This window comes from Streptomyces sp. GB4-14 (assembly GCF_022696125.1).
Taxonomy (GTDB): domain Bacteria; phylum Actinomycetota; class Actinomycetes; order Streptomycetales; family Streptomycetaceae; genus Streptomyces; species Streptomyces werraensis.
In genome coordinates this window covers 3,290,126-3,307,063 of the sequence record NZ_RZHO01000002.1, presented here as the reverse complement: position 1 = coordinate 3,307,063, position 16,938 = coordinate 3,290,126, and the positions used below count along the sequence as shown (strand labels likewise).

General features: G+C 73.3%; 15 protein-coding genes. 11 read left to right on the top strand and 4 right to left on the bottom strand.

What is annotated here, in order from left to right; genetic code table 11:
- Positions 1-63 precede the first annotated feature (63 nt).
- On the bottom strand, positions 64-1,494 hold the full coding sequence (locus tag ELQ39_RS16415) for a S1C family serine protease (RefSeq protein ID WP_242592466.1): 1,431 nt from the start codon (positions 1,492-1,494) through the stop codon (positions 64-66).
- 293 nt (positions 1,495-1,787) lie between these two features.
- On the opposite strand from ELQ39_RS16415, the gene ELQ39_RS16410 reads away from it, so the two are divergent.
- The 3 genes from ELQ39_RS16410 to ELQ39_RS16400 all read left to right on the top strand — a co-directional run bounded on the left by ELQ39_RS16410 (position 1,788) and on the right by ELQ39_RS16400 (position 4,696).
- Complete coding sequence (locus ELQ39_RS16410; RefSeq protein WP_242592464.1) at positions 1,788-2,618, top strand: glycerophosphodiester phosphodiesterase; 831 nt, start codon at positions 1,788-1,790, stop codon at positions 2,616-2,618.
- Between the two features lie 254 nt (positions 2,619-2,872).
- Positions 2,873-3,517 carry an ATP-binding protein gene (locus ELQ39_RS16405; protein WP_190004462.1) on the top strand — a complete coding sequence of 215 codons (645 nt, stop codon included), beginning with the start codon at positions 2,873-2,875 and terminating at the stop codon, positions 3,515-3,517.
- A gap of 213 nt (positions 3,518-3,730) precedes the next feature.
- A complete protein-coding gene (locus ELQ39_RS16400; protein ID WP_225641863.1) occupies positions 3,731-4,696 on the top strand; it encodes a DUF5926 family protein in 966 nt (321 codons plus the stop codon).
- Between the two features lie 227 nt (positions 4,697-4,923).
- Here ELQ39_RS16400 and ELQ39_RS16395 read toward each other — a convergent pair whose 3' ends face one another.
- Both ELQ39_RS16395 and ELQ39_RS16390 read right to left on the bottom strand, forming a co-directional pair.
- A complete protein-coding gene (locus ELQ39_RS16395) occupies positions 4,924-5,361 on the bottom strand; it encodes a hypothetical protein (RefSeq protein WP_242592462.1) in 438 nt (145 codons plus the stop codon).
- A 331-nt stretch (positions 5,362-5,692) separates the two neighbouring features.
- Complete coding sequence (locus ELQ39_RS16390; protein WP_242592460.1) at positions 5,693-6,358, bottom strand: bifunctional DNA primase/polymerase; 666 nt, start codon at positions 6,356-6,358, stop codon at positions 5,693-5,695.
- 502 nt (positions 6,359-6,860) lie between these two features.
- Between ELQ39_RS16390 and ELQ39_RS16385 the strand changes: the two genes are divergently transcribed.
- Both ELQ39_RS16385 and ELQ39_RS16380 read left to right on the top strand, forming a co-directional pair.
- The gene (locus tag ELQ39_RS16385) at positions 6,861-8,372 is read left to right on the top strand and encodes a PP2C family protein-serine/threonine phosphatase (protein WP_242592458.1); all 1,512 of its coding nucleotides are present in this window, start codon (positions 6,861-6,863) and stop codon (positions 8,370-8,372) included.
- 117 nt (positions 8,373-8,489) lie between these two features.
- Positions 8,490-9,953 (top strand): aminopeptidase P family protein, encoded by a 1,464-nt coding sequence (locus ELQ39_RS16380; protein WP_242592456.1) that lies wholly within the window; start codon positions 8,490-8,492, stop codon positions 9,951-9,953.
- Positions 9,954-10,022: 69 nt separating this feature from the next.
- On the opposite strand, the gene ELQ39_RS16375 is transcribed toward ELQ39_RS16380, so the two are convergent.
- Positions 10,023-10,478: an ATP-binding protein gene (locus tag ELQ39_RS16375; protein WP_242592454.1), complete on the bottom strand. Its 456-nt coding sequence runs from the start codon at positions 10,476-10,478 to the stop codon at positions 10,023-10,025.
- Positions 10,479-10,698: 220 nt separating this feature from the next.
- Here ELQ39_RS16375 and ELQ39_RS16370 point away from each other — a divergent pair, with 220 nt between their 5' ends.
- The 6 genes from ELQ39_RS16370 to efeB all read left to right on the top strand — a co-directional run bounded on the left by ELQ39_RS16370 (position 10,699) and on the right by efeB (position 16,903).
- Entirely contained in the window at positions 10,699-11,481 is a 783-nt protein-coding gene (locus tag ELQ39_RS16370; RefSeq protein WP_242592452.1) for a hypothetical protein, read from the top strand.
- 180 nt (positions 11,482-11,661) lie between these two features.
- Positions 11,662-12,402, top strand: a complete 741-nt coding sequence (locus ELQ39_RS16365) for a YcnI family copper-binding membrane protein (RefSeq protein WP_242592449.1) — start codon at positions 11,662-11,664, stop codon at positions 12,400-12,402.
- Positions 12,403-12,490: 88 nt separating this feature from the next.
- Positions 12,491-13,147: an SCO family protein gene (locus tag ELQ39_RS16360; RefSeq protein ID WP_242592447.1), complete on the top strand. Its 657-nt coding sequence runs from the start codon at positions 12,491-12,493 to the stop codon at positions 13,145-13,147.
- Positions 13,144-13,593, top strand: coding sequence for a copper chaperone PCu(A)C (locus tag ELQ39_RS16355; protein ID WP_242592445.1), 450 nt, complete (start codon positions 13,144-13,146; stop codon positions 13,591-13,593). Before ELQ39_RS16360 ends, ELQ39_RS16355 begins: the two co-directional genes overlap by 4 nt.
- A gap of 13 nt (positions 13,594-13,606) precedes the next feature.
- Positions 13,607-15,613, top strand: a complete 2,007-nt coding sequence (locus tag ELQ39_RS16350; RefSeq protein ID WP_242592444.1) for a copper resistance protein CopC — start codon at positions 13,607-13,609, stop codon at positions 15,611-15,613.
- Between the two features lie 6 nt (positions 15,614-15,619).
- The gene (gene efeB, locus ELQ39_RS16345) at positions 15,620-16,903 is read left to right on the top strand and encodes an iron uptake transporter deferrochelatase/peroxidase subunit (RefSeq protein WP_242592442.1); all 1,284 of its coding nucleotides are present in this window, start codon (positions 15,620-15,622) and stop codon (positions 16,901-16,903) included.
- The last annotated feature ends 35 nt before the right edge of the window (positions 16,904-16,938 follow it).

Below are 16,938 nucleotides of genomic sequence, written 5' to 3'. Positions count from 1 at the left end.
CGCGCCGGCCGGTGATCGGCGGCGCGGGGACAAGGGTAACGGGTTCGGGGGTGACGGGTGGGGTCAGCTGTCGCCCACGCGGGAGCCCAGGGTGAGTTCCGTGGTGCGCTCCTTGCCGCCGCGTTCGTAGGTGATCGTGACCTCGTCGCCGGGCTTGTGCGTCCAGATCTCGCCGATCAGCGTGGGGCCGGAGTCGATGACCCGGTCGTCCAGCTTGGTGATGACGTCGCCCGGCTTCAGGCCGGCCTTGTCCGCGGGGCCGCCCGGGTCGACGGGCTCGGCGCCGCCCACGCCCTGCTCGGTGATCTTCGCGCCGCCGGTGGTGTCCTCCAGGGAGACAGACGCGCCGATCTTGGCGTACACCGGCTTGCCGGTCCTGATGAGCTCCTGGGCGACGTACTTGGCCTGGTTGATCGGGATGGCGAAGCCGAGGCCGATCGAGCCGGCCTGGCCCGTGCCGAAGCCGCCGTTGCTGGTCGACTGGATCGCGGAGTTGATGCCGATCACGTTGCCCTGAGCGTCCAGCAGCGGGCCGCCGGAGTTGCCCGGGTTGATCGACGCGTCGGTCTGCAGGGCGCTCATGTACGAGGCTTTGCTTCCGCTGCCGTCGCTGGAGGCGACCGGGCGGTTCTTCGCGCTGATGATGCCGGTCGTCACCGTGTTGGACAGGCCGAAGGGCGCGCCGATGGCGATGGTCGAGTCGCCGACCGCCACGTCGTCGGAGTTGCCCAGGGCGAGCGGCTTGAGGTCCGACGGCGCGTTCTTCAGCTTGATGACGGCGACGTCGTACCCCTGCGCGTTGCCGACGACCTCGGCCTCGTACTTCTTGCCGTCGGGGAACGTCGCGGAGAGGTTGCCGCCGTCGACGGCGTCCGCCACCACGTGGTTGTTGGTGACGATGTGGCCCTGCTTGTCGAAGACGAAGCCGGTGCCCGTGCCGCCCTCGCCGCTGCTGCTCGCCGCCTCGATGGTGACCGTGCTGGGCAGCGCCGCCGCGGCGACCGCGGCGACCGTGCCCGGGTCGCGCTTGACGTTGCCGCCGGTGGTGCCCGCCGACACGGTCGTCGAGCCCCCGCTGTCGTTCTCCCGGGCGAGCGTGTAACCGAGGCCGCCGCCCAGGCCGCCCGCGGCCAGCGCGGCCACCAGGACCGCGGCGACGAGCCCGCCGCGCCCGCGGCCGTTCTTCGGCGCGGGCTGCTGGTGCGTGGCGCCCCAGCCTGCGCCCCAGCCGCCACCGCCGTGTCCCGCGCCGCCGTCACCGCCGTACGCCGGGGTGGACGGCGGCGGGGGCGGCGGCCAGGAGGGGTCGGGGACGGACGCGGACTCGCCCGCGTCGTGGTGGGCCTGGGAGGCCGGAGGGCCATAGGGGGCGCCGGCCGCCGAAGCCGCCCCAGGGTGTGCGCCCTGGGGTGCGGAAGCAGCGGGAGCATCCGCCGGGGGCGGCGGAGCCGACGGGGCCGGGGGTACCGCGCTGCCCTCGTTCTCGGTGCTCACAGCTTCTCTCCTCGATCCACGGCTGTTCGGTCTGGGTCGCACTCGGGCCCGCATGTCACGCGCGCCTGGCGCCCGGCGCGATGCAGCTGCAGCTGTGCACGTCTCTTTGTATGACGTCAGCTTTTCCCACACGCCGTCAGGGCACCGTAAGCCGTTCCTGTGCGTCCGGGGTCATTCTTTATATAGGGCATTACTCACATAAGGTGCGCCACTCGATGGCTCCGACCGGACTGCCGTACCGATCACGCCACACCGCCCGCCCGTCGTCCGGCGAGCGGTGGCACCATGACGCGGTGACCCACGCACGTCAGCACCTGACCCGAGTCGTCGCGCACCGCGGGGCGTCCGAGGACGCCCCCGAGCACACCCTGGCCGCGTACCGCAAGGCGATCGAGGACGGCGCGGACGCACTCGAATGCGACGTACGCCTCACCGCCGACGGACACCTGGTGTGTGTACACGACCGTCGCGTCAACCGTACGTCGAACGGGCGCGGCGCTGTGTCGGCGCTGGAGCTGTCCGACCTCGCCGCCCTCGACTTCGGCTCGTGGAAGACCCGGGACGCGGCCGGCGGACCCCGCGTCGAGGAGCCCGACTGGGAGCACCGCCCGGAGGACCGCGAGGCCACCTCCGTCCTCACCCTGGAGCGGCTGCTGGAGCTCGTCGCCGACGCCGGACGCCGGGTCGAGCTGGCGATCGAGACCAAGCACCCGACACGCTGGGCGGGGCAGGTCGAGGAACGGCTGCTGGTACTGCTCAAGCGGTTCGGGCTCGACGCGCCCTCCTCCCGCGAGGACTCGCCGGTACGCGTGATGAGCTTCTCCGCTCGCTCCCTGCACCGCGTGCGGGCCGCCTCCCCGACGCTGCCGACGGTCTACCTCATGCAGTTCGTCACACCGCGACTGCGGGACGGGCGGCTGCCCGAGGGCGCGGACATCGCGGGCCCGTCGATCCGCATCCTGCGCAGCCACCCCGCCTACATCGAGCGCCTGAAGCGGACCGGGCGCCAGGTGCACGTCTGGACGGTCAACGAGCCGGCGGACGTCGACCTGTGCGTGAGCCTCGGCGTGGACGCCATCATCACCAACCGGCCGCGCGCGGTGCTCGACCGGCTCGGGCGCTGAGCCGCACGGCCGACAGGGACGCCGACCGGAGCGGACCGGTGCGGCGGGCCGGCCCCGGCGTACGGGCCGGGAGGCGCGCCCGGGACCCCGCCTCGGTCGTCACATCCGTCCCGTGTGTCCCACTGGTTACCACCCACCCCTTGACCCACGGGACCGGTCACCCACATCCTCATATCTCGGCCACATCGACGAAATCCAGCCATGCGACTACGGGGAGTGCTCCGGCGCGTTCGGTGCGTGTTCGATCGTTCCGAGTGCGTCACCGCGCACGGATCGGCCGGTTTCCGGTTCAGGCCGATGGGGCATCCACACCGTGGCGTGGGGCGAAGGAGGTCTCGGGGGTGGCGTTGGTGGTGGCACAGGAGGTGCCCACGTCGTCGAGCATGGCCGTGCCCCATGGCCCTGCGGGCGTGGGGAAGGCGAGGCGCCGGATGCGCGCGCAACTGCGCGACGGAGGCGTCCCGGAATCGGTCATCGACGATGCCGTACTGATCCTTTCCGAGCTGTTGAGCAACGCGTGCAAACACGGCCGGCCCCTGGGCGACAGCCTGGCGGGCGACGGCGACGTGCGTGCGGCCTGGCGGGTGGACCCGCGCGGCCGGCTCGTCGTCGAGGTCACCGACGGGGGCGGCCCGACCCGCCCAGCGCCTGCCACCCCGTCGGTCACCGCGCACGGCGGCCGCGGGCTCAACATCATCTCCGCGCTCTCCGACGACTGGGGCGTGCGCGACGAGGTGCCCGGCGAGGTCACGGTGTGGGTCGTCGTCCACGAGGACGTGCACGACCCGGACGCCGTGAGCTGTCACCGCCGCGAGGACTTCGCGGCACGGGTGACCGCCCCGCCGGTCGCGCGCCTCACGGGCCTGGACTTCGCGGACGTCTTCGACGACCTGGACTGACGACCTGGGACGACGCGCGGCGGCCGGGACGGGGTGCCGACCCGGCCGGATCGCAATTCCGACGGCGGCCGGGTCGGACGCTTCCGAAGGGATCACGCCGACGCGCCCCGGTTCTCCACGGACCACCCCGTCGTCCACAGGTTCCCGTCGGCCGTGGCGCGAACGGCTAGGCTCGCGCCGTACGAGTCGAGCCGTAACCGGGAGACACCCACGATGGCCAAGAAGCGACCCCAGACGAAGGCCAAGCGCCCGCAGCTCACGGACGGGCAGATCCCGGTCGTCGGCGCCCGCGAACCCTGCCCCTGCGGCAGCGGCCGCCGCTACAAGGCGTGCCACGGCCGCGCCGCCGCCCAGGCGGTGACCGAGCTGGTGCACCGCCCGTTCGAGGGCCTTCCGGGCGAGTGCGACTGGGTGGCGCTGCGCGAGTTGGTGCCCGCCGCGACCGTCGAGCTGACCCTGAAGGACGGCCTGCCCGAGGGCGTCCCGTCCGTCACCCTGGCCACGGTGCTGCCGATGGCCTGGCCGGCGCTGCGACGCGACGACGGCTCCGTGCTGCTCGGCCTGCAGAACGACACCCCCTCCGGCGACATCAGCCGTGACCTCGCCGACACGCTGCAGCGCGCGCTGACCGCCGATCCGGGCACCCCGGTGCAGGCCCGCCGCGCGCCCGCCGACGGCCCCCGGCTGCAGGACCTGCTCGACCCGAAGGGTCCTTTCGAGCCGGTCGTGCACGACGGGTTCGAGTTCTGGGTGCCGGACCCGGAGAACGCCACCCCGGACGTCACCGCCTCCCTGGAGCGGGCGAACGCGGCGGCGATCCCGACCGTGAAGCTGACGGGCGTGGACTCCGCGTACTGGTGCGAGACGCCCGAGAAGAACCACCTGCGCTGGGTCATGCCGCACCCGGAGGAGCAGCTTCTGGACGCTCTCGCGCGGCTGCACGCGGCAGGCGGCTCCTCCCTCGGCGAGGGCACCCGTCTGGTCGGCTCCTTCCGCGCTCACGGGCTCACCGTGCCGGTCTGGGACCTGCCGAGCGACGTCCGCGCGGAGGACGTGGAGAAGCCGGCCGCCGAGTTCGCCGAGCGGCTCGCCGCCGCGCTGGCGGCCGACGCCCCGCTCACCGCGGACGAGCGCCGGGCGCGCGGCGGTCTGACGAACCGTCAGGTCACGCTGAGCTGAGGCGCTTCGCACCCGGCTTCCCGCAGGTGTCCCGGGCGGCCGAACCGCCCGGGACAAATTTCCTTACGCTCGCGTAACTCCCCTTGCAGACAAGCCAGTCGGTGACCGGAAACGCCGAGATCGAATTTGCTTACCGCCGATCTCTTGTTACCGTTCCAGTAGCCCGGTTGCTGGTGCATCCCCCGTCGCCAGCAACCGGGTCTTTACGTGCCCGCGGCGTGCCCTCCCTACGGACTTCCGCCGCCGGCCGCTCCGGATCTGCGGCACCCGGCCTCCCCGGGGCGCCGGCACAGGCACGTGCGCGCCTCACCGGTCCCTTCCCGGCGGGGGGTGCTCCCGGCCCGCGGCAGCAGCCGCCCCACCTCCGCACCGCTCCCGTGGACGGCGAACTCCGCGACCGCCGTGTGCCGCAGGGGCTCACCCTTCAGGCGCACGCGTGGCGTCTCGCACAGGGACGGGCCGTCCCCGGCCCCCGCCACGCACCGGCTCCGCACGCTGCGCCCGTCCGGTCCGAGCAGGGACAGGGCCGCGTCGAGGAGGGCGCCGACGGTGGTGCGGTAGTACGTCCACGCCCACACGTCCTCTCCCCGCACCACCACGCACGTCCGCGCCTCCAGGCCGTCGGGCGAGGACAGGGCGGGGCCACAGCGCAGGGCGGTCGGCACATGCTGCGCCCGGCGGCGCCTCGTCCGCCACCGGTGCCCTCACCGGGATGTCCTCGTCCTCCGGGGCGTGTCTTTCGGGGGCGTCTCTCCCGGGAGCGGAAATCGGACGCACATCGTCCGGCCCGGCCGAGGTGTGGCGCCGGCCGTCGTCCCGGCCCGCGCAGACCACCGCCAGCGGCAGCGCGAGCCCGCAGGCCTCCGCGAGGCCCGCGAGGGCGGTCGCTCGGGCTCTGCGGGACGTGCCGGCACGGCCCCCGGCATGACGCGGCATGCCCCGGGAAGACAGCGGCCCGGCACCGGGTGCCGGGCGCGCGGCGCGCGACGGCGCCGCCTACATCTCGGGGGCGCTCACACCCGTACGGGTGAGGGCGTCGACCACCGCGTCCACCACGGCCTCGACATCGGGAACCCAGGGCGGCGCCGAGCCGGGCAGTGGAGCCCGTTCCCAGCGGATCTCCCCCTGCGCGGTGACGGACGGGGGCAGGGCCAGGTAGCCGCCCTCGCCGTGGAAGCGGAGCGAGCCGGGGACGAAGTCCTGGGCGTACAGCAGCTCGCCCAGCTGCTCCAGGGAGTACGGCTTGACGAGGATCGCCCAGCGGGACGGCGAGGCGACGACCGGGCCGAGCCGCATCCCCCGGCGGTCCAGCGCGGCGAGCGCGCGGGCGGCCGGCAGGGCCGGCAGGGACACCGCGCACGGGGCCTTGCCGCCGGTGGCGAGCACGATCGGCGCCGTCGGCCGGTTGGTCCACCACCAGCGCACCATCCGCGCGTCGGTGGTGGCGGCGAGAAGACCGGGGTCGAACGGATGGGCGCCCGGCACCGTGCACTCCGGGTCGCGGCAGGCACAGCGGGACCCGTCCTGCGGGTCGGCCGCCACGCCGGGGAGTACGGGCCACTGCCACCCCGCGGCGAAGGCCAGGGCCGCACCGATCAGATCGGGCCCTTCGTCACCGCGCCGGGACAGGAGCCTGCGTCGCCTTCCGAGGATCTCGCGCATGAGCGCTCGTTCCTTTCCGTTGCACGCCTGGCAACACCGTGGACCACTCACGTCATGTGTCGATCACTTCACTGTGCGTACCTGTTGGCGCATCACACCCCCGCGCCGGGCAGGGGGAACCCCCAGGGGCCGGGCATGGGCTGCCTCCGCGGCCGTTCCACCCATACAGCGTTTATCAGAAGTACGGGTACGGCGTGGGGTGGCGAAGTCTGGCGTTTACCGTCGCGCGTGGTTCTCTCCGCCTCCGCCACGGGAGGATGGGGCACGGTCGTCGGTGGTTAAGACGCCCGGGTCCGTCGCCAGGTTCCCGGGCGGTTCCCAACCACCCCTGGCCTTCTCCGAGTACGTACCCATCACGACCGCTGTGACGCTCCGTCGAGCAAGGCCAGTCGACCGCAATAAGCCTCCCCCTGAGGCAGTTTCAAGCCAACTTCGAATTTCGGCAAGAGGTCTGTCGGGAGTTCCCCTCAGCCACGCGGACACCAGGAATCCCAGCAGGACAATGCTGGACATCTCCTCACGAGTACGTGTACATGTGGAGACACTGCCGGCGACGCAGAACGACATGGGGGTTTGCGATGCTTTTGAGCAGTACGTACCGGCCGGAAAGCCGGACGCCATGAACGCTCCGCACCCTCCGAAAGTGGCCGGAATCGATTCAACTGTTCCCGCCCCCGCACACACTGCCCCGCCCGCCGCGGGGACCGCCCCGTCCGCCGCGGCACACCCCCGGAACGCCCCGGGCGCGCTGCTCCAGGACCGCCTCGCCGGCTGGGTCTCGGACCTCACCACCCTTCACGAACTGACCGAGCGCCTGGTCCGCGCCGGCACGCTCGACGCCGCGCTGGACGAACTGCTGCGCGCGGGCGCCGCCCTGGTGGGCGCACGGCGCGGACTCGTCGCCCTGGAACCCGCCGACGGCCGCGGGCCGTCCACGACCGTCGGGCTGGGCCTCGGCCGTGCGGACCTGGGCCACATGGAGACGGTGCCGCGCGACGCCCTGCCGCACGGCCGGATCCTCGACGGACTGCCCGGCGGGGACGACGGCGTCGCCGAGCCCGACCTGCTCGCCGAGAAGGGGCTCGACCCCCGGCACCGTGAGGTCGCCGCCCGCCTCGGCTACGCCGCGAGTTACGCCCTGCCCCTCGCCACCGACTCCGCCGGACGCCTCGGCGCGGTCGTCTGGCTCTACGACGAGCCCGCCGAACCCGTCGGGCGGCAGCGCCACCTCGTGGGCCTGTACGTCCGGCACGCCGCGGAGCACCTCGCCAGGATCCTCGAACTGGAGCACACGCGCGCGTCGATGGCGACGATGACCGAGGAGCTGTTGCCCTCCCGCCTGCCGCGGGTGGCCGGCGTGCAGCTCGCCGCCCGCCATCGCACCTGCCCGAGCGGAGGCGGCGACTGGTACGACGCACTGCCGCTGCCGGACGCCGCGCTCGGCCTCGCCGTCGGCTCCGTCACCGGCTCCGGCCCCAGCGCGGTCGCCGCGATGGGCCGGCTGCGGGCGTCGCTGCGGGCGTACGCCGTGATGGAGGGCGAGGACCCGGTCGCCGTCCTGTCCGACCTGGAGCTGCTGCTGCGGCTGACCGAACCGGCCCGGTCGGCCACCGCGCTGTTCGGCTACTGCGAACCCGCGGTGCGCCGGATCACCCTGGCCGGGGCCGGGCACAGCCCGCCGCTGCTGCTCGGTGAGCGCCGCACCGAGTTCGTGGAGACCTCCGTCTCGGCCCCCCTCGGGATGCTCGCCTGCTGGGAGGCGCCGAGCGTGGAGGTGCAGGCGGAGGCGGGCGACACGGTGCTGCTCTACACCGACGGCCTGCTGCACCGCACCGGCGACCCGACCGACCGTGCCTTCGCCCGGCTGCACGCCGCCGCGGCCGGGGTGCCGCGGGCGCTGCGCCGCGACCCGGGCGCCGTCGCCGACCATGTGCTGCGGGCGGTGCTGCCCGAGGGCGCTCAGGACGCGGACACCTCGGAGGACGTGGTGCTGCTCGCGGCGCGCTTCGACTGACCCGCCCGGCCCGCGCGCCCTCACTCCGCGTGCCTCCGAGGTAACAGGCGCTTCCCCGGTTCGTCCGTTTCCGGCCGACCGTACGATGGGGGGTGGTCCAGTGCCGTATCGAGGAGGATGACCGTGGCGGAGGAGCTGCCGGAGACCCCGGAGACTGCCGACGAGGAGCCCGTCAAGCAGCGGAAGAACGGCCTGTACCCGGGCGTGTCCGACGAGCTGGCCGAGAACATGAGGAGCGGCTGGGCCGACACGGAGCTGCGCGACCTGGAGCCGATCCCGCAGGCCGCCGAGACCGCCGCCCGCCGCGCGGCGCTGTCCGCCCGCTTCCCCGGTGAGCGCCTGGTGATCCCGGCGGGCAATCTGAAGACCCGCTCGAACGACACGGAGTACCCGTTCCGCGCGTCCGTCGAGTACGCCTACCTCACCGGCAACCAGACGGAGGACGGTGTCCTCGTCATGGAGCCGACGGCGGACGGCCACCGGGAGACGATCTACCTCCTGCCCCGCTCCAACCGCGAGAACGGCGAGTTCTGGCTGGACGGCCAGGGCGAGTTGTGGGTGGGCCGCCGCCACTCCCTCACCGAGGCCGAGAAGCGGTACGGCATCCCCGCCTCCGACGTCCGCGAGCTGGCCGGCGCGCTGCGCGAGGCCACCGGCCCGGTCCGCGTGGTGCGCGGCTACGACGCCGGCATCGAGGCGGCGCTGACCGACAAGATCACCGCCGAGCGTGACGAGGAACTGCGCGTCTTCCTCTCCGAGATGCGGCTGGTCAAGGACGACTTCGAGATCGGCGAGCTGCAGAAGGCCGTCGACTCCACCGTGCGCGGCTTCGAGGACGTGGTGAAGGTCCTCGACAAGGCCCAGGCCACCAGCGAGCGCTACATCGAGGGAACGTTCTTCCTGCGCGCCCGCGTCGAGGGCAACGACGTCGGCTACGGCTCCATCTGCGCCGCGGGCCCGCACGCCTGCACGCTGCACTGGGTGCGCAACGACGGCCCGGTCCGCTCCGGCGACCTGCTGCTGCTCGACGCCGGCGTGGAGACGCACACGTACTACACCGCCGACGTCACGCGGACGCTGCCGGTCGACGGCCGCTACACCGAGCTGCAGAAGAAGATCTACGACGCGGTGTACGACGCCCAGGAGGCGGGCATCACGGCGGTGAGGCCGGGAGCGAAGTACCGCGACTTCCACGACGCCGCGCAGCGCGTGCTGGCCGAGCGGCTCGTCGAATGGGGCCTGGTCGAGGGCCCGGTGGAGCGGGTGCTGGAACTGGGTCTGCAGCGCCGCTGGACGCTGCACGGCACCGGTCACATGCTCGGCATGGACGTCCACGACTGCGCCGTCGCGCGCACCGAGACCTACGTCGACGGCACGCTCGAGCCGGGCATGGTCCTCACCGTCGAGCCGGGCCTGTACTTCCAGGCCGACGACCTGACGGTCCCCGAGGAGTACCGGGGCATCGGTGTCCGTATCGAGGACGACATCCTGGTCACCGAGGACGGCAACAAGAACCTGTCCTCGGCCCTGCCCCGCCGCTCGGACGAGGTGGAGGCGTGGATGGCGGGCCTCAAGGGCTGAGCCGCACCCGGCACGCACGGACGCGGGCCTCTCCCGGATCGTCGCCGGGAGGGGCCCGCGTCGTGTGCCCTAGACCGCCGTCAGCGGCGCGTCCTCGCGCCATTTGAGGATCTTGTCGAAGCTCACCACCGCGCCGCCGCGACCCGGTTTGTTGCCGATGTGGACGTGGTCGGCCAGTTGCTCGATGAGGCACAGGCCGCGGCCGTGCTCCGCCTCGGCGGGGGCGGGCCGGGGGCGGGGGCGGGTCCCGGCGGCGGGGAAACCGGGGCCGGCGTCGGCGACCTCGATGCGGCACTTCTCACCGTCGAGGTACGCGGTCACCCGGAACGCCTCCGACGAGTGGTCGCGCGCGGCGCCGCCGCCGTGCTCCACGGCGTTCGCGCAGGCTTCGCTGAGGGCGACGGACAGGTCGTAGGAGATCTCGGGGTCGACGCCCGCGGTCTCCATGGTGCCGAGCAGCAGGCGCCGGGCGAGCGGCACGCTGGCGGCATCACGCCGCAGATGGAGTGACCACCAGATGCTCATGCTCCAGCCTCCTGGCTGCGGCTCGACATACCGTTACGTATTGCCCTGAGTAGTGACCGGTAAGCACGAAGTTGACGTGACGCCGCCCATATGGCGGGTGTACCGGGGATCCGATCGGTGTATGTGGGACGCGGCACCGCACAGGTGATCTTACGGTCGTACCTCATCTTGCGGACCTGGCGTACGGCGCCCCGGGGGCTGGTGCGATGATGAGGCAGCCATGTCTGCCCCTTATCCGCGCACGACGCGCGCCGGACGAGGACTCCGGATCCTGCGGGCCGCGGTGTTCGCCGCGGTCTGCGTCGTGCTGGCCGGGGCAGGCCACTCGCTCGCCGCCTGCGACGCCGTCCCGCTCTGGACGCTCGGCGCGGGATTCCTCGCGGCGGCCGCCGTCGCCGTGCCGCTCGCCGGGCGCACCCGTCCGCTGCCGGTGATCACCGCGCTGCTGGCCGGCGGGCAGACCGCGCTGCACACGCTGTTCGGACTCGGGCAGCACGGCACGCCCACGGGCGCCGTGTCCGACGCCGCCCTGGTCGCCCAGGCCGCCCGCCTGCTGTGCGGGCCCCGCGCGCTCAGCCCGGCCGAGGCCCAGCGGATCCTCGCCGACGCCCGCATCGCCCCGCACGGGCCCGGTGCCCACGCGACCGACGCCGTGGCGGCCGGACCGGCCTCGCTGGTGCCGTCGCTGCCGATGCTGCTCGGGCACGTCCTCGCCGCGCTGGTCGCGGGGTGGCTGCTGCGCCGGGGCGACCTGGCACTGCTGCGCCTGGCCGACCTGTCCGCGCAGGGGGTCGCCGAGGGCGCCCTCGTGCGGTCGCTCCGCGGGGCGCTCGCCCTGGTGCGAGCCCTGCGCGCCGGACTCCCCGGCGCGCCCCAGGCCGGCCCGATCACCCCGCGCACCGCGCTGCCCGCACCACGTCCCCCGCGCTCCGCGGGGCTCCATCACACGGTGATCCGCCGGGGTCCCCCGGCGGAGGCCTCCGCACTCGCACTCGCCGCCTGACGCGGGGCGACCCACCGTTCCGGGGTTCCGGAAGGGACGAGGGACGCCTCCGCGCGGCACGCGTGTGCGCCGGTTCCGCCGCGTGCGCCCGGCCGTCGTCCCGCCGAGCGGAGCGACCGCCGTCCGCGCCGCGTATCCCTCACCGTCCGTGAAACCTCTACGAAGCGGAGTGCTTCTGCCATGAAGGCTTCCCGTATCGCCGCCGCCGGCGCCGTCGCCGGCGCCGCCGTCCTCGCCGTGTCCTCCCCCTGCTTCGCGCACGTCAGCGTGCAGCCCGAGGGTGAGGCCCCGAAGGGCGGCTACGCGGTCGTCGGCTTCAAGGTCCCCAACGAGCGGGACAACGCCTCGACCACCAAGCTCGAGGTCACCTTCCCGTCGGACCACCCCCTGTCGTCCGTGCTGCCGCAGCCCGTCGACGGCTGGGACATCAAGGTCACCAAGTCGCGCCTGGCCGAGCCGCTCGAGGTGCACGGCAAGAAGATCGATGAGGCCGTCTCCAAGGTCACCTGGACCGCCAAGGGCGAGGGGATCAAGCCGGGCTTCTTCCAGAAGTTCCCGGTGTCCGTCGGCACGCTGCCCGAGGACACCGACCAGCTCGTCTTCAAGGCCCTGCAGACGTACTCCAGCAAGGAGGTCGTCCGCTGGATCGAGGTTCCGCAGGAGGGCCAGGACGAGCCCGAGAACCCGGCCCCGGTCCTCGATCTGACCGCTCCTGCCGAGGACGGCCACGGGCACGGCGCCGCCGCCGACGACAAGGCGTCCGACGACGCGGAGAAGGCTTCCGCCGAGACGTCCGCCGCGTCCGACGGCGACTCCGGCGGCACCGACACCACCGCCCGCGTGCTGGGCGTCGTCGGCATCGTGGTCGGCGCCGCGGGCGTCGCGTACGGCGTGCTCGCCGGGCGCCGGCGCACCGCCTGAGCCTCCCCTCTCCACGGCGCGCGCCGGGGCCGGCCGCGGCCCCGCGGCCTCCCGGTGCGCGCCGCACACCCACTTCCAGGACCATCCCATGCGCAAGAAGACCCTCGCGGCGGCGGCTCTGCTCGCCGTCCTCCCGCTGACCCTCACCGCCTGCGGCGGCGACGACGGCGCCAGTGGCTCGCCCGTCTCCGTGGTGTCCGAGGAGAGCGGCGGCCAGAAGGCGGCCACCGTCCTCGACAAGCCCTTCGAGAAGCCCGACCTCGTCCTCACCGACACCCAGGGCAAGCCGTACGACTTCCGCGAGCAGACCGCGGGCAGGCCCACGCTGATCTACTTCGGCTACACGCACTGCCCCGACGTCTGCCCGCTGACGATGAACAACCTCGCGGTGGCCAAGAAACAGCTCCCGAAGGAGCAGCAGGACCAGCTGCGGATCGTGTTCGTCACCACCGACCCGGAGCGGGACACCCCGGCCGAGCTCGGCAAGTGGCTCAAGGGCATCGACTCCCAGGTCGTCGGCCTGACCGGCGACTTCGCCACCATCCAGGCCGGCGCCCGCACGCTCGGCATCTCCATCGACCCGCCGCGCAAGGACGACAACGGCAAGACCGTCTCCGACCACGGCACCCAGGTCATCGCCTTCTCCCCCAGGACGGACGGCGGTTACGTCCTCTACGGCGAGGACGCCACCGTCGAGGACTACACCCAGGACCTGCCCAGGATCATCAAGGGTGAGAACCCGTGAGGCGCCGCGCGGCCGCCGCCCTCGCCCTGGCCGGCGCGCTCGCCCTGACCGCGTGCGGCGGTTCGGACGACGGCTCGGCGCGGCTGTCGGTCGGCGCCGCGTACATGCCGCAGCCGGTGTCGGACCTGGCGGCGGGCTTCCTCACGATCACGAACGACGGCGACGCCGCGGACCGGCTGACCTCGGTCAGCAGCGACGTCGCCGGACAGGTCACCGTGCACGAGACCGTCGACGGGTCGATGCGGGAGGTCGAGTCCCTCGACATCCCGGCCCACGGCAGCCTCGTGCTGGAGAGCGGCGGCAACCATCTGATGTTCGAGCAGCTGAAGCGCAAGCCGAAGCAGGGTCAGAAGGTCTCCGTCGAACTGCGTTTCGCCCACTCCGACCCCGTCACGGTCGAGCTCCCGGTGAAGCCGGCCACCTACCGCCCGCCCACCGGACACTGAGGGAGACACCCCCGTGACCCAGACCATCGCCCCTCGCGTACGGACCCTGGTGCTGCTGATCCTGGCCGTCGCCGGCGCGCTCCTCGCCGGGGCCGCTCCCGCCTCCGCGCACGCCGCGCTGACCGGCAGCGACCCCGCGCAGGGGGCGGTGGTCGACACCGCGCCCCCACAGCTGTCGCTCACCTTCTCGGAGCCGGTCGCGGTCGGCGACGACTCCGTGCGGGTGCTCGACCCCAAGGGCGAGCGGGTGGACAAGGGCGACCCGGCCAACCCCAGCGGCACCACGTACAGCGTGCGGCTGGTGAGCGGGCTGCCCGACGGCACCTACACGGTGGCCTACCAAGTGGTGTCCGCCGACAGCCACCCGGTCGCCGGCGCCTTCACCTTCTCCATCGGCGCCCCCTCGGAGACCACCGTCGCGGTTTCCGCGCAGGGCTCCGACGAGGGCCTCGTGGGGTGGCTCTACGGCTTCGGCCGCTACGTCTCCTACGCGGGCTTCGTCGTCCTGGCGGGCGCCGCCTGCTTCGTCCTCGCCTGCTGGGCTCCGGGGGCGCGGGTGCGGGCGGTCCAGCGTCTGGTCGTCTCCGGTTGGCTCGCGCTCACCGCGGCGACCCTGGGCCTGCTGATGCTGCGCGGCTCCTACACCACCTCCGGCAGGATCGGCGACGTCTTCGACCTGGAGCTGCTGGGGGACGTGCTCCAGACCAAGACGGGCGCGGCCCTGGTGTCGCGGCTGCTGCTGCTCGCGGCGGCGGCGCTGTTCATCGCGGTGCTGTTCGGGGCGTACGCCCGCACGGCGGACGCCGGTGACCCGGACCGTGCCGCCGAGAGCGACGGCGGCGAGCCGGACAAGCGGGACCTGACCTTCGGGCTGGCCCTCGGCGGGACGGTCGTCGCGGCCGGGCTGGCCGCGAGCTGGGCCATGTCCGAGCACGCCTCGCAGGGTCTCCAGGCGGGCGTGGCCATGCCGGTCGACGTGGTGCACCTGCTGGCGGTCGCCGCCTGGCTGGGCGGGCTCACCGCCCTCCTCGTCGCGCTCTACCGCGCGCCCGTGGAGACGCCGGTCGGGCGGAACGCCGTCCGGCGGTTCTCGCGCCTCGCCTTCGGCAGCGTGGTGACGCTGGCCGTCACCGGCGTCTACCAGAGCTGGCGGCAGCTCGGCTCGTGGTCCGCCTTCACCGACACCCGGTACGGGCAGCTGCTCCTCGTCAAGATCGCGCTGGTGGCCGTGATGGTCGCCGTCGCCTTCCTGTCGCGGCGCTGGACGCAACGGCTGGCCGACGCCCGTGTGTCCGCGGCGGCCGAGGGCACCGAGCGGGCCGAGGAGGAGAAGCAGCCGGCCGGTACCGCCCCGGCCGAGGCGTCCGAGACGCCCAAAACATCCGAAGCTTCCAAGGTGTCCAAGGCGGAGAACGACGCGGCCGGACAGGACTCCGTGCGGGCCGCGCAGCTCGCCCGGCAGCGGGCCGCGGCGGAGGCCGCCCGGCAGAAGCGGCTGCGGGACGCCGACCCGAACCGCTTCGGACTGCGCCGCTCGGTGCTCGCCGAGGCGGGCGTCGCCGTCGTCCTGCTGGCCGTGACAACCGTGCTGACGCAGACCGAGCCGGGGCGCACCGAGCAGGACGCGCGGGCGGCCGCCGCCACGTCGTCCTCGGCCTCGGCGACCGGGCAGGGCAGTGGCGCGGTGAGCCTGACCATGCCCTTCGACACCGGCGGCAAGAACGGCAAGGGCGTCGTCTCGATCGACCTCGACCCCGCCCAGGCCGGCGACAACGCCCTGCACGTCTACGTCGAGGGACCGGACGGCACGCCCGTCGACGTGCCCGAGGTGAAGATCGCGCTCACCCTCGCCGCCCAGGACATCGGGCCGCTGCCCGTCGCACCCGACCGCATCGCCACCGGACACTGGTCGGCGAGCGGAGTGCAGATCCCCATGGCGGGCGACTGGAAGGTCGAGGTGACCGTGCGGACCTCCGACATCGACCAGGTGACCGTCTCCAAGAACGCTCAGATCGGCTGAACCACCATGGCTGACCCTTCCCTGTCGCAGACCCTCACCCCCGAGGAGGAACCCCGGGCGGAATCCGCCGCCTCCGGGGCGGGCATCTCGCGGCGACGCCTGCTCGGCACGGCCGGCGCCACCGGGCTTGCGCTCGGGGCGGCCGGCGGTGCCGTCGGGTACGCGTCGGCGCCCTCCGGCGCCACCCCGCTCACCTCGGTCGGCGCGACAAAACTGCCGTTTCACGTGAAACACCAGCCGGGCATCACCGACCCGCTCCAGTCGCGCGGCCATCTCCTCGCCTTCGACCTTGCGCCCGGCGCCGGACGCAAGGAGGCGGCCGCGCTGCTGCGCCGCTGGTCGGACACCGCCCGGCGGCTGATGGCAGGGGAGTTCGACGCCGAGGGCGACAGCGACGTGGCCCGTGACGCCGGGCCCTCCTCGCTGACCCTGACCTTCGGCTTCGGACACAGCTTCTTCGCGCGCACCGGGCTGGAGAAGCAGCGTCCCGCCGCTCTGGACCCGCTGCCCGCCTTCTCCTCCGACCGCCTCGACCGGGCGCGCAGTGACGGGGACCTGTGGGTGCAGATCGGCGCCGACGACGCCCTCGTGGCGTTCCACGCCCTGCGCGCGGTGCAGAAGGACGCGGGCGCGGCGGCCCGGGTGCGCTGGCAGATGAACGGCTTCAACCGCTCACCGGGGGCCACCGCACGCCCGATGACCACCCGCAATCTGATGGGCCAGGTCGACGGCACCCGCAATCCGAAGCCCGAGGAGCCCGACTTCGACGAGCGGATCTTCGTGCCGGAGCAGGGCGAGCCCGCCTGGATGGCCAACGGCTCCTATGTGGTCGTCCGCCGGATCCGCATGCTGCTGGACGACTGGGAGAAGCTGTCGCCCAGGGAGCAGGAGGGCGTCATCGGGCGGCGCAAGGCGGACGGCGCCCCGCTCTCCGGGGGTGACGAGACGACCGAGATGGACCTGGAGAAGACCGACACCCAGGGCAATCTGGTCGTCCCCGTCAACGCCCACGCGCGCATCACCCGGCCCGATCAGAACGGCGGGGCCGCGATGCTGCGCCGGCCGTTCTCGTACCACGACGGCATCGACGCGGACGGGACGCCGGACGCGGGTCTGCTGTTCGTCTGCTGGCAGGCGGACCCGCTGCGCGGGTTCGTGCCGGTGCAGCGCAAGCTTGACCGGGGCGACGCGCTGACGCCGTTCATCCGTCACGAGACGAGCGGGCTGTTCGCGGTCCCGGGCGGGGCGGCGGAGGGCGAGTATGTGGGCCAGGCGCTGCTGGAGGGGTGAGAACCGCCCGGAGTCACCCTCCGGAGCTCTCTCGG

Excerpts from the sequence above, each read along its gene's own strand:
- ELQ39_RS16400 (WP_225641863.1), top strand. The coding sequence starts at position 3,731 with ATGGCCAAGAAGCGACCCCAGACGAAGGCCAAGCGCCCGCAGCTCACG.
- ELQ39_RS16390 (WP_242592460.1), bottom strand. The coding sequence starts at position 6,358 with ATGCGCGAGATCCTCGGAAGGCGACGCAGGCTCCTGTCCCGGCGCGGT.
- ELQ39_RS16385 (WP_242592458.1), top strand. The coding sequence starts at position 6,861 with ATGCTGGACATCTCCTCACGAGTACGTGTACATGTGGAGACACTGCCG.
- ELQ39_RS16380 (WP_242592456.1), top strand. The coding sequence starts at position 8,490 with ATGACCGTGGCGGAGGAGCTGCCGGAGACCCCGGAGACTGCCGACGAG.
- ELQ39_RS16375 (WP_242592454.1), bottom strand. The coding sequence starts at position 10,478 with ATGAGCATCTGGTGGTCACTCCATCTGCGGCGTGATGCCGCCAGCGTG.
- ELQ39_RS16370 (WP_242592452.1), top strand. The coding sequence starts at position 10,699 with ATGTCTGCCCCTTATCCGCGCACGACGCGCGCCGGACGAGGACTCCGG.
- ELQ39_RS16365 (WP_242592449.1), top strand. The coding sequence starts at position 11,662 with ATGAAGGCTTCCCGTATCGCCGCCGCCGGCGCCGTCGCCGGCGCCGCC.
- ELQ39_RS16360 (WP_242592447.1), top strand. The coding sequence starts at position 12,491 with ATGCGCAAGAAGACCCTCGCGGCGGCGGCTCTGCTCGCCGTCCTCCCG.
- efeB (WP_242592442.1), top strand. The coding sequence starts at position 15,620 with ATGGCTGACCCTTCCCTGTCGCAGACCCTCACCCCCGAGGAGGAACCC.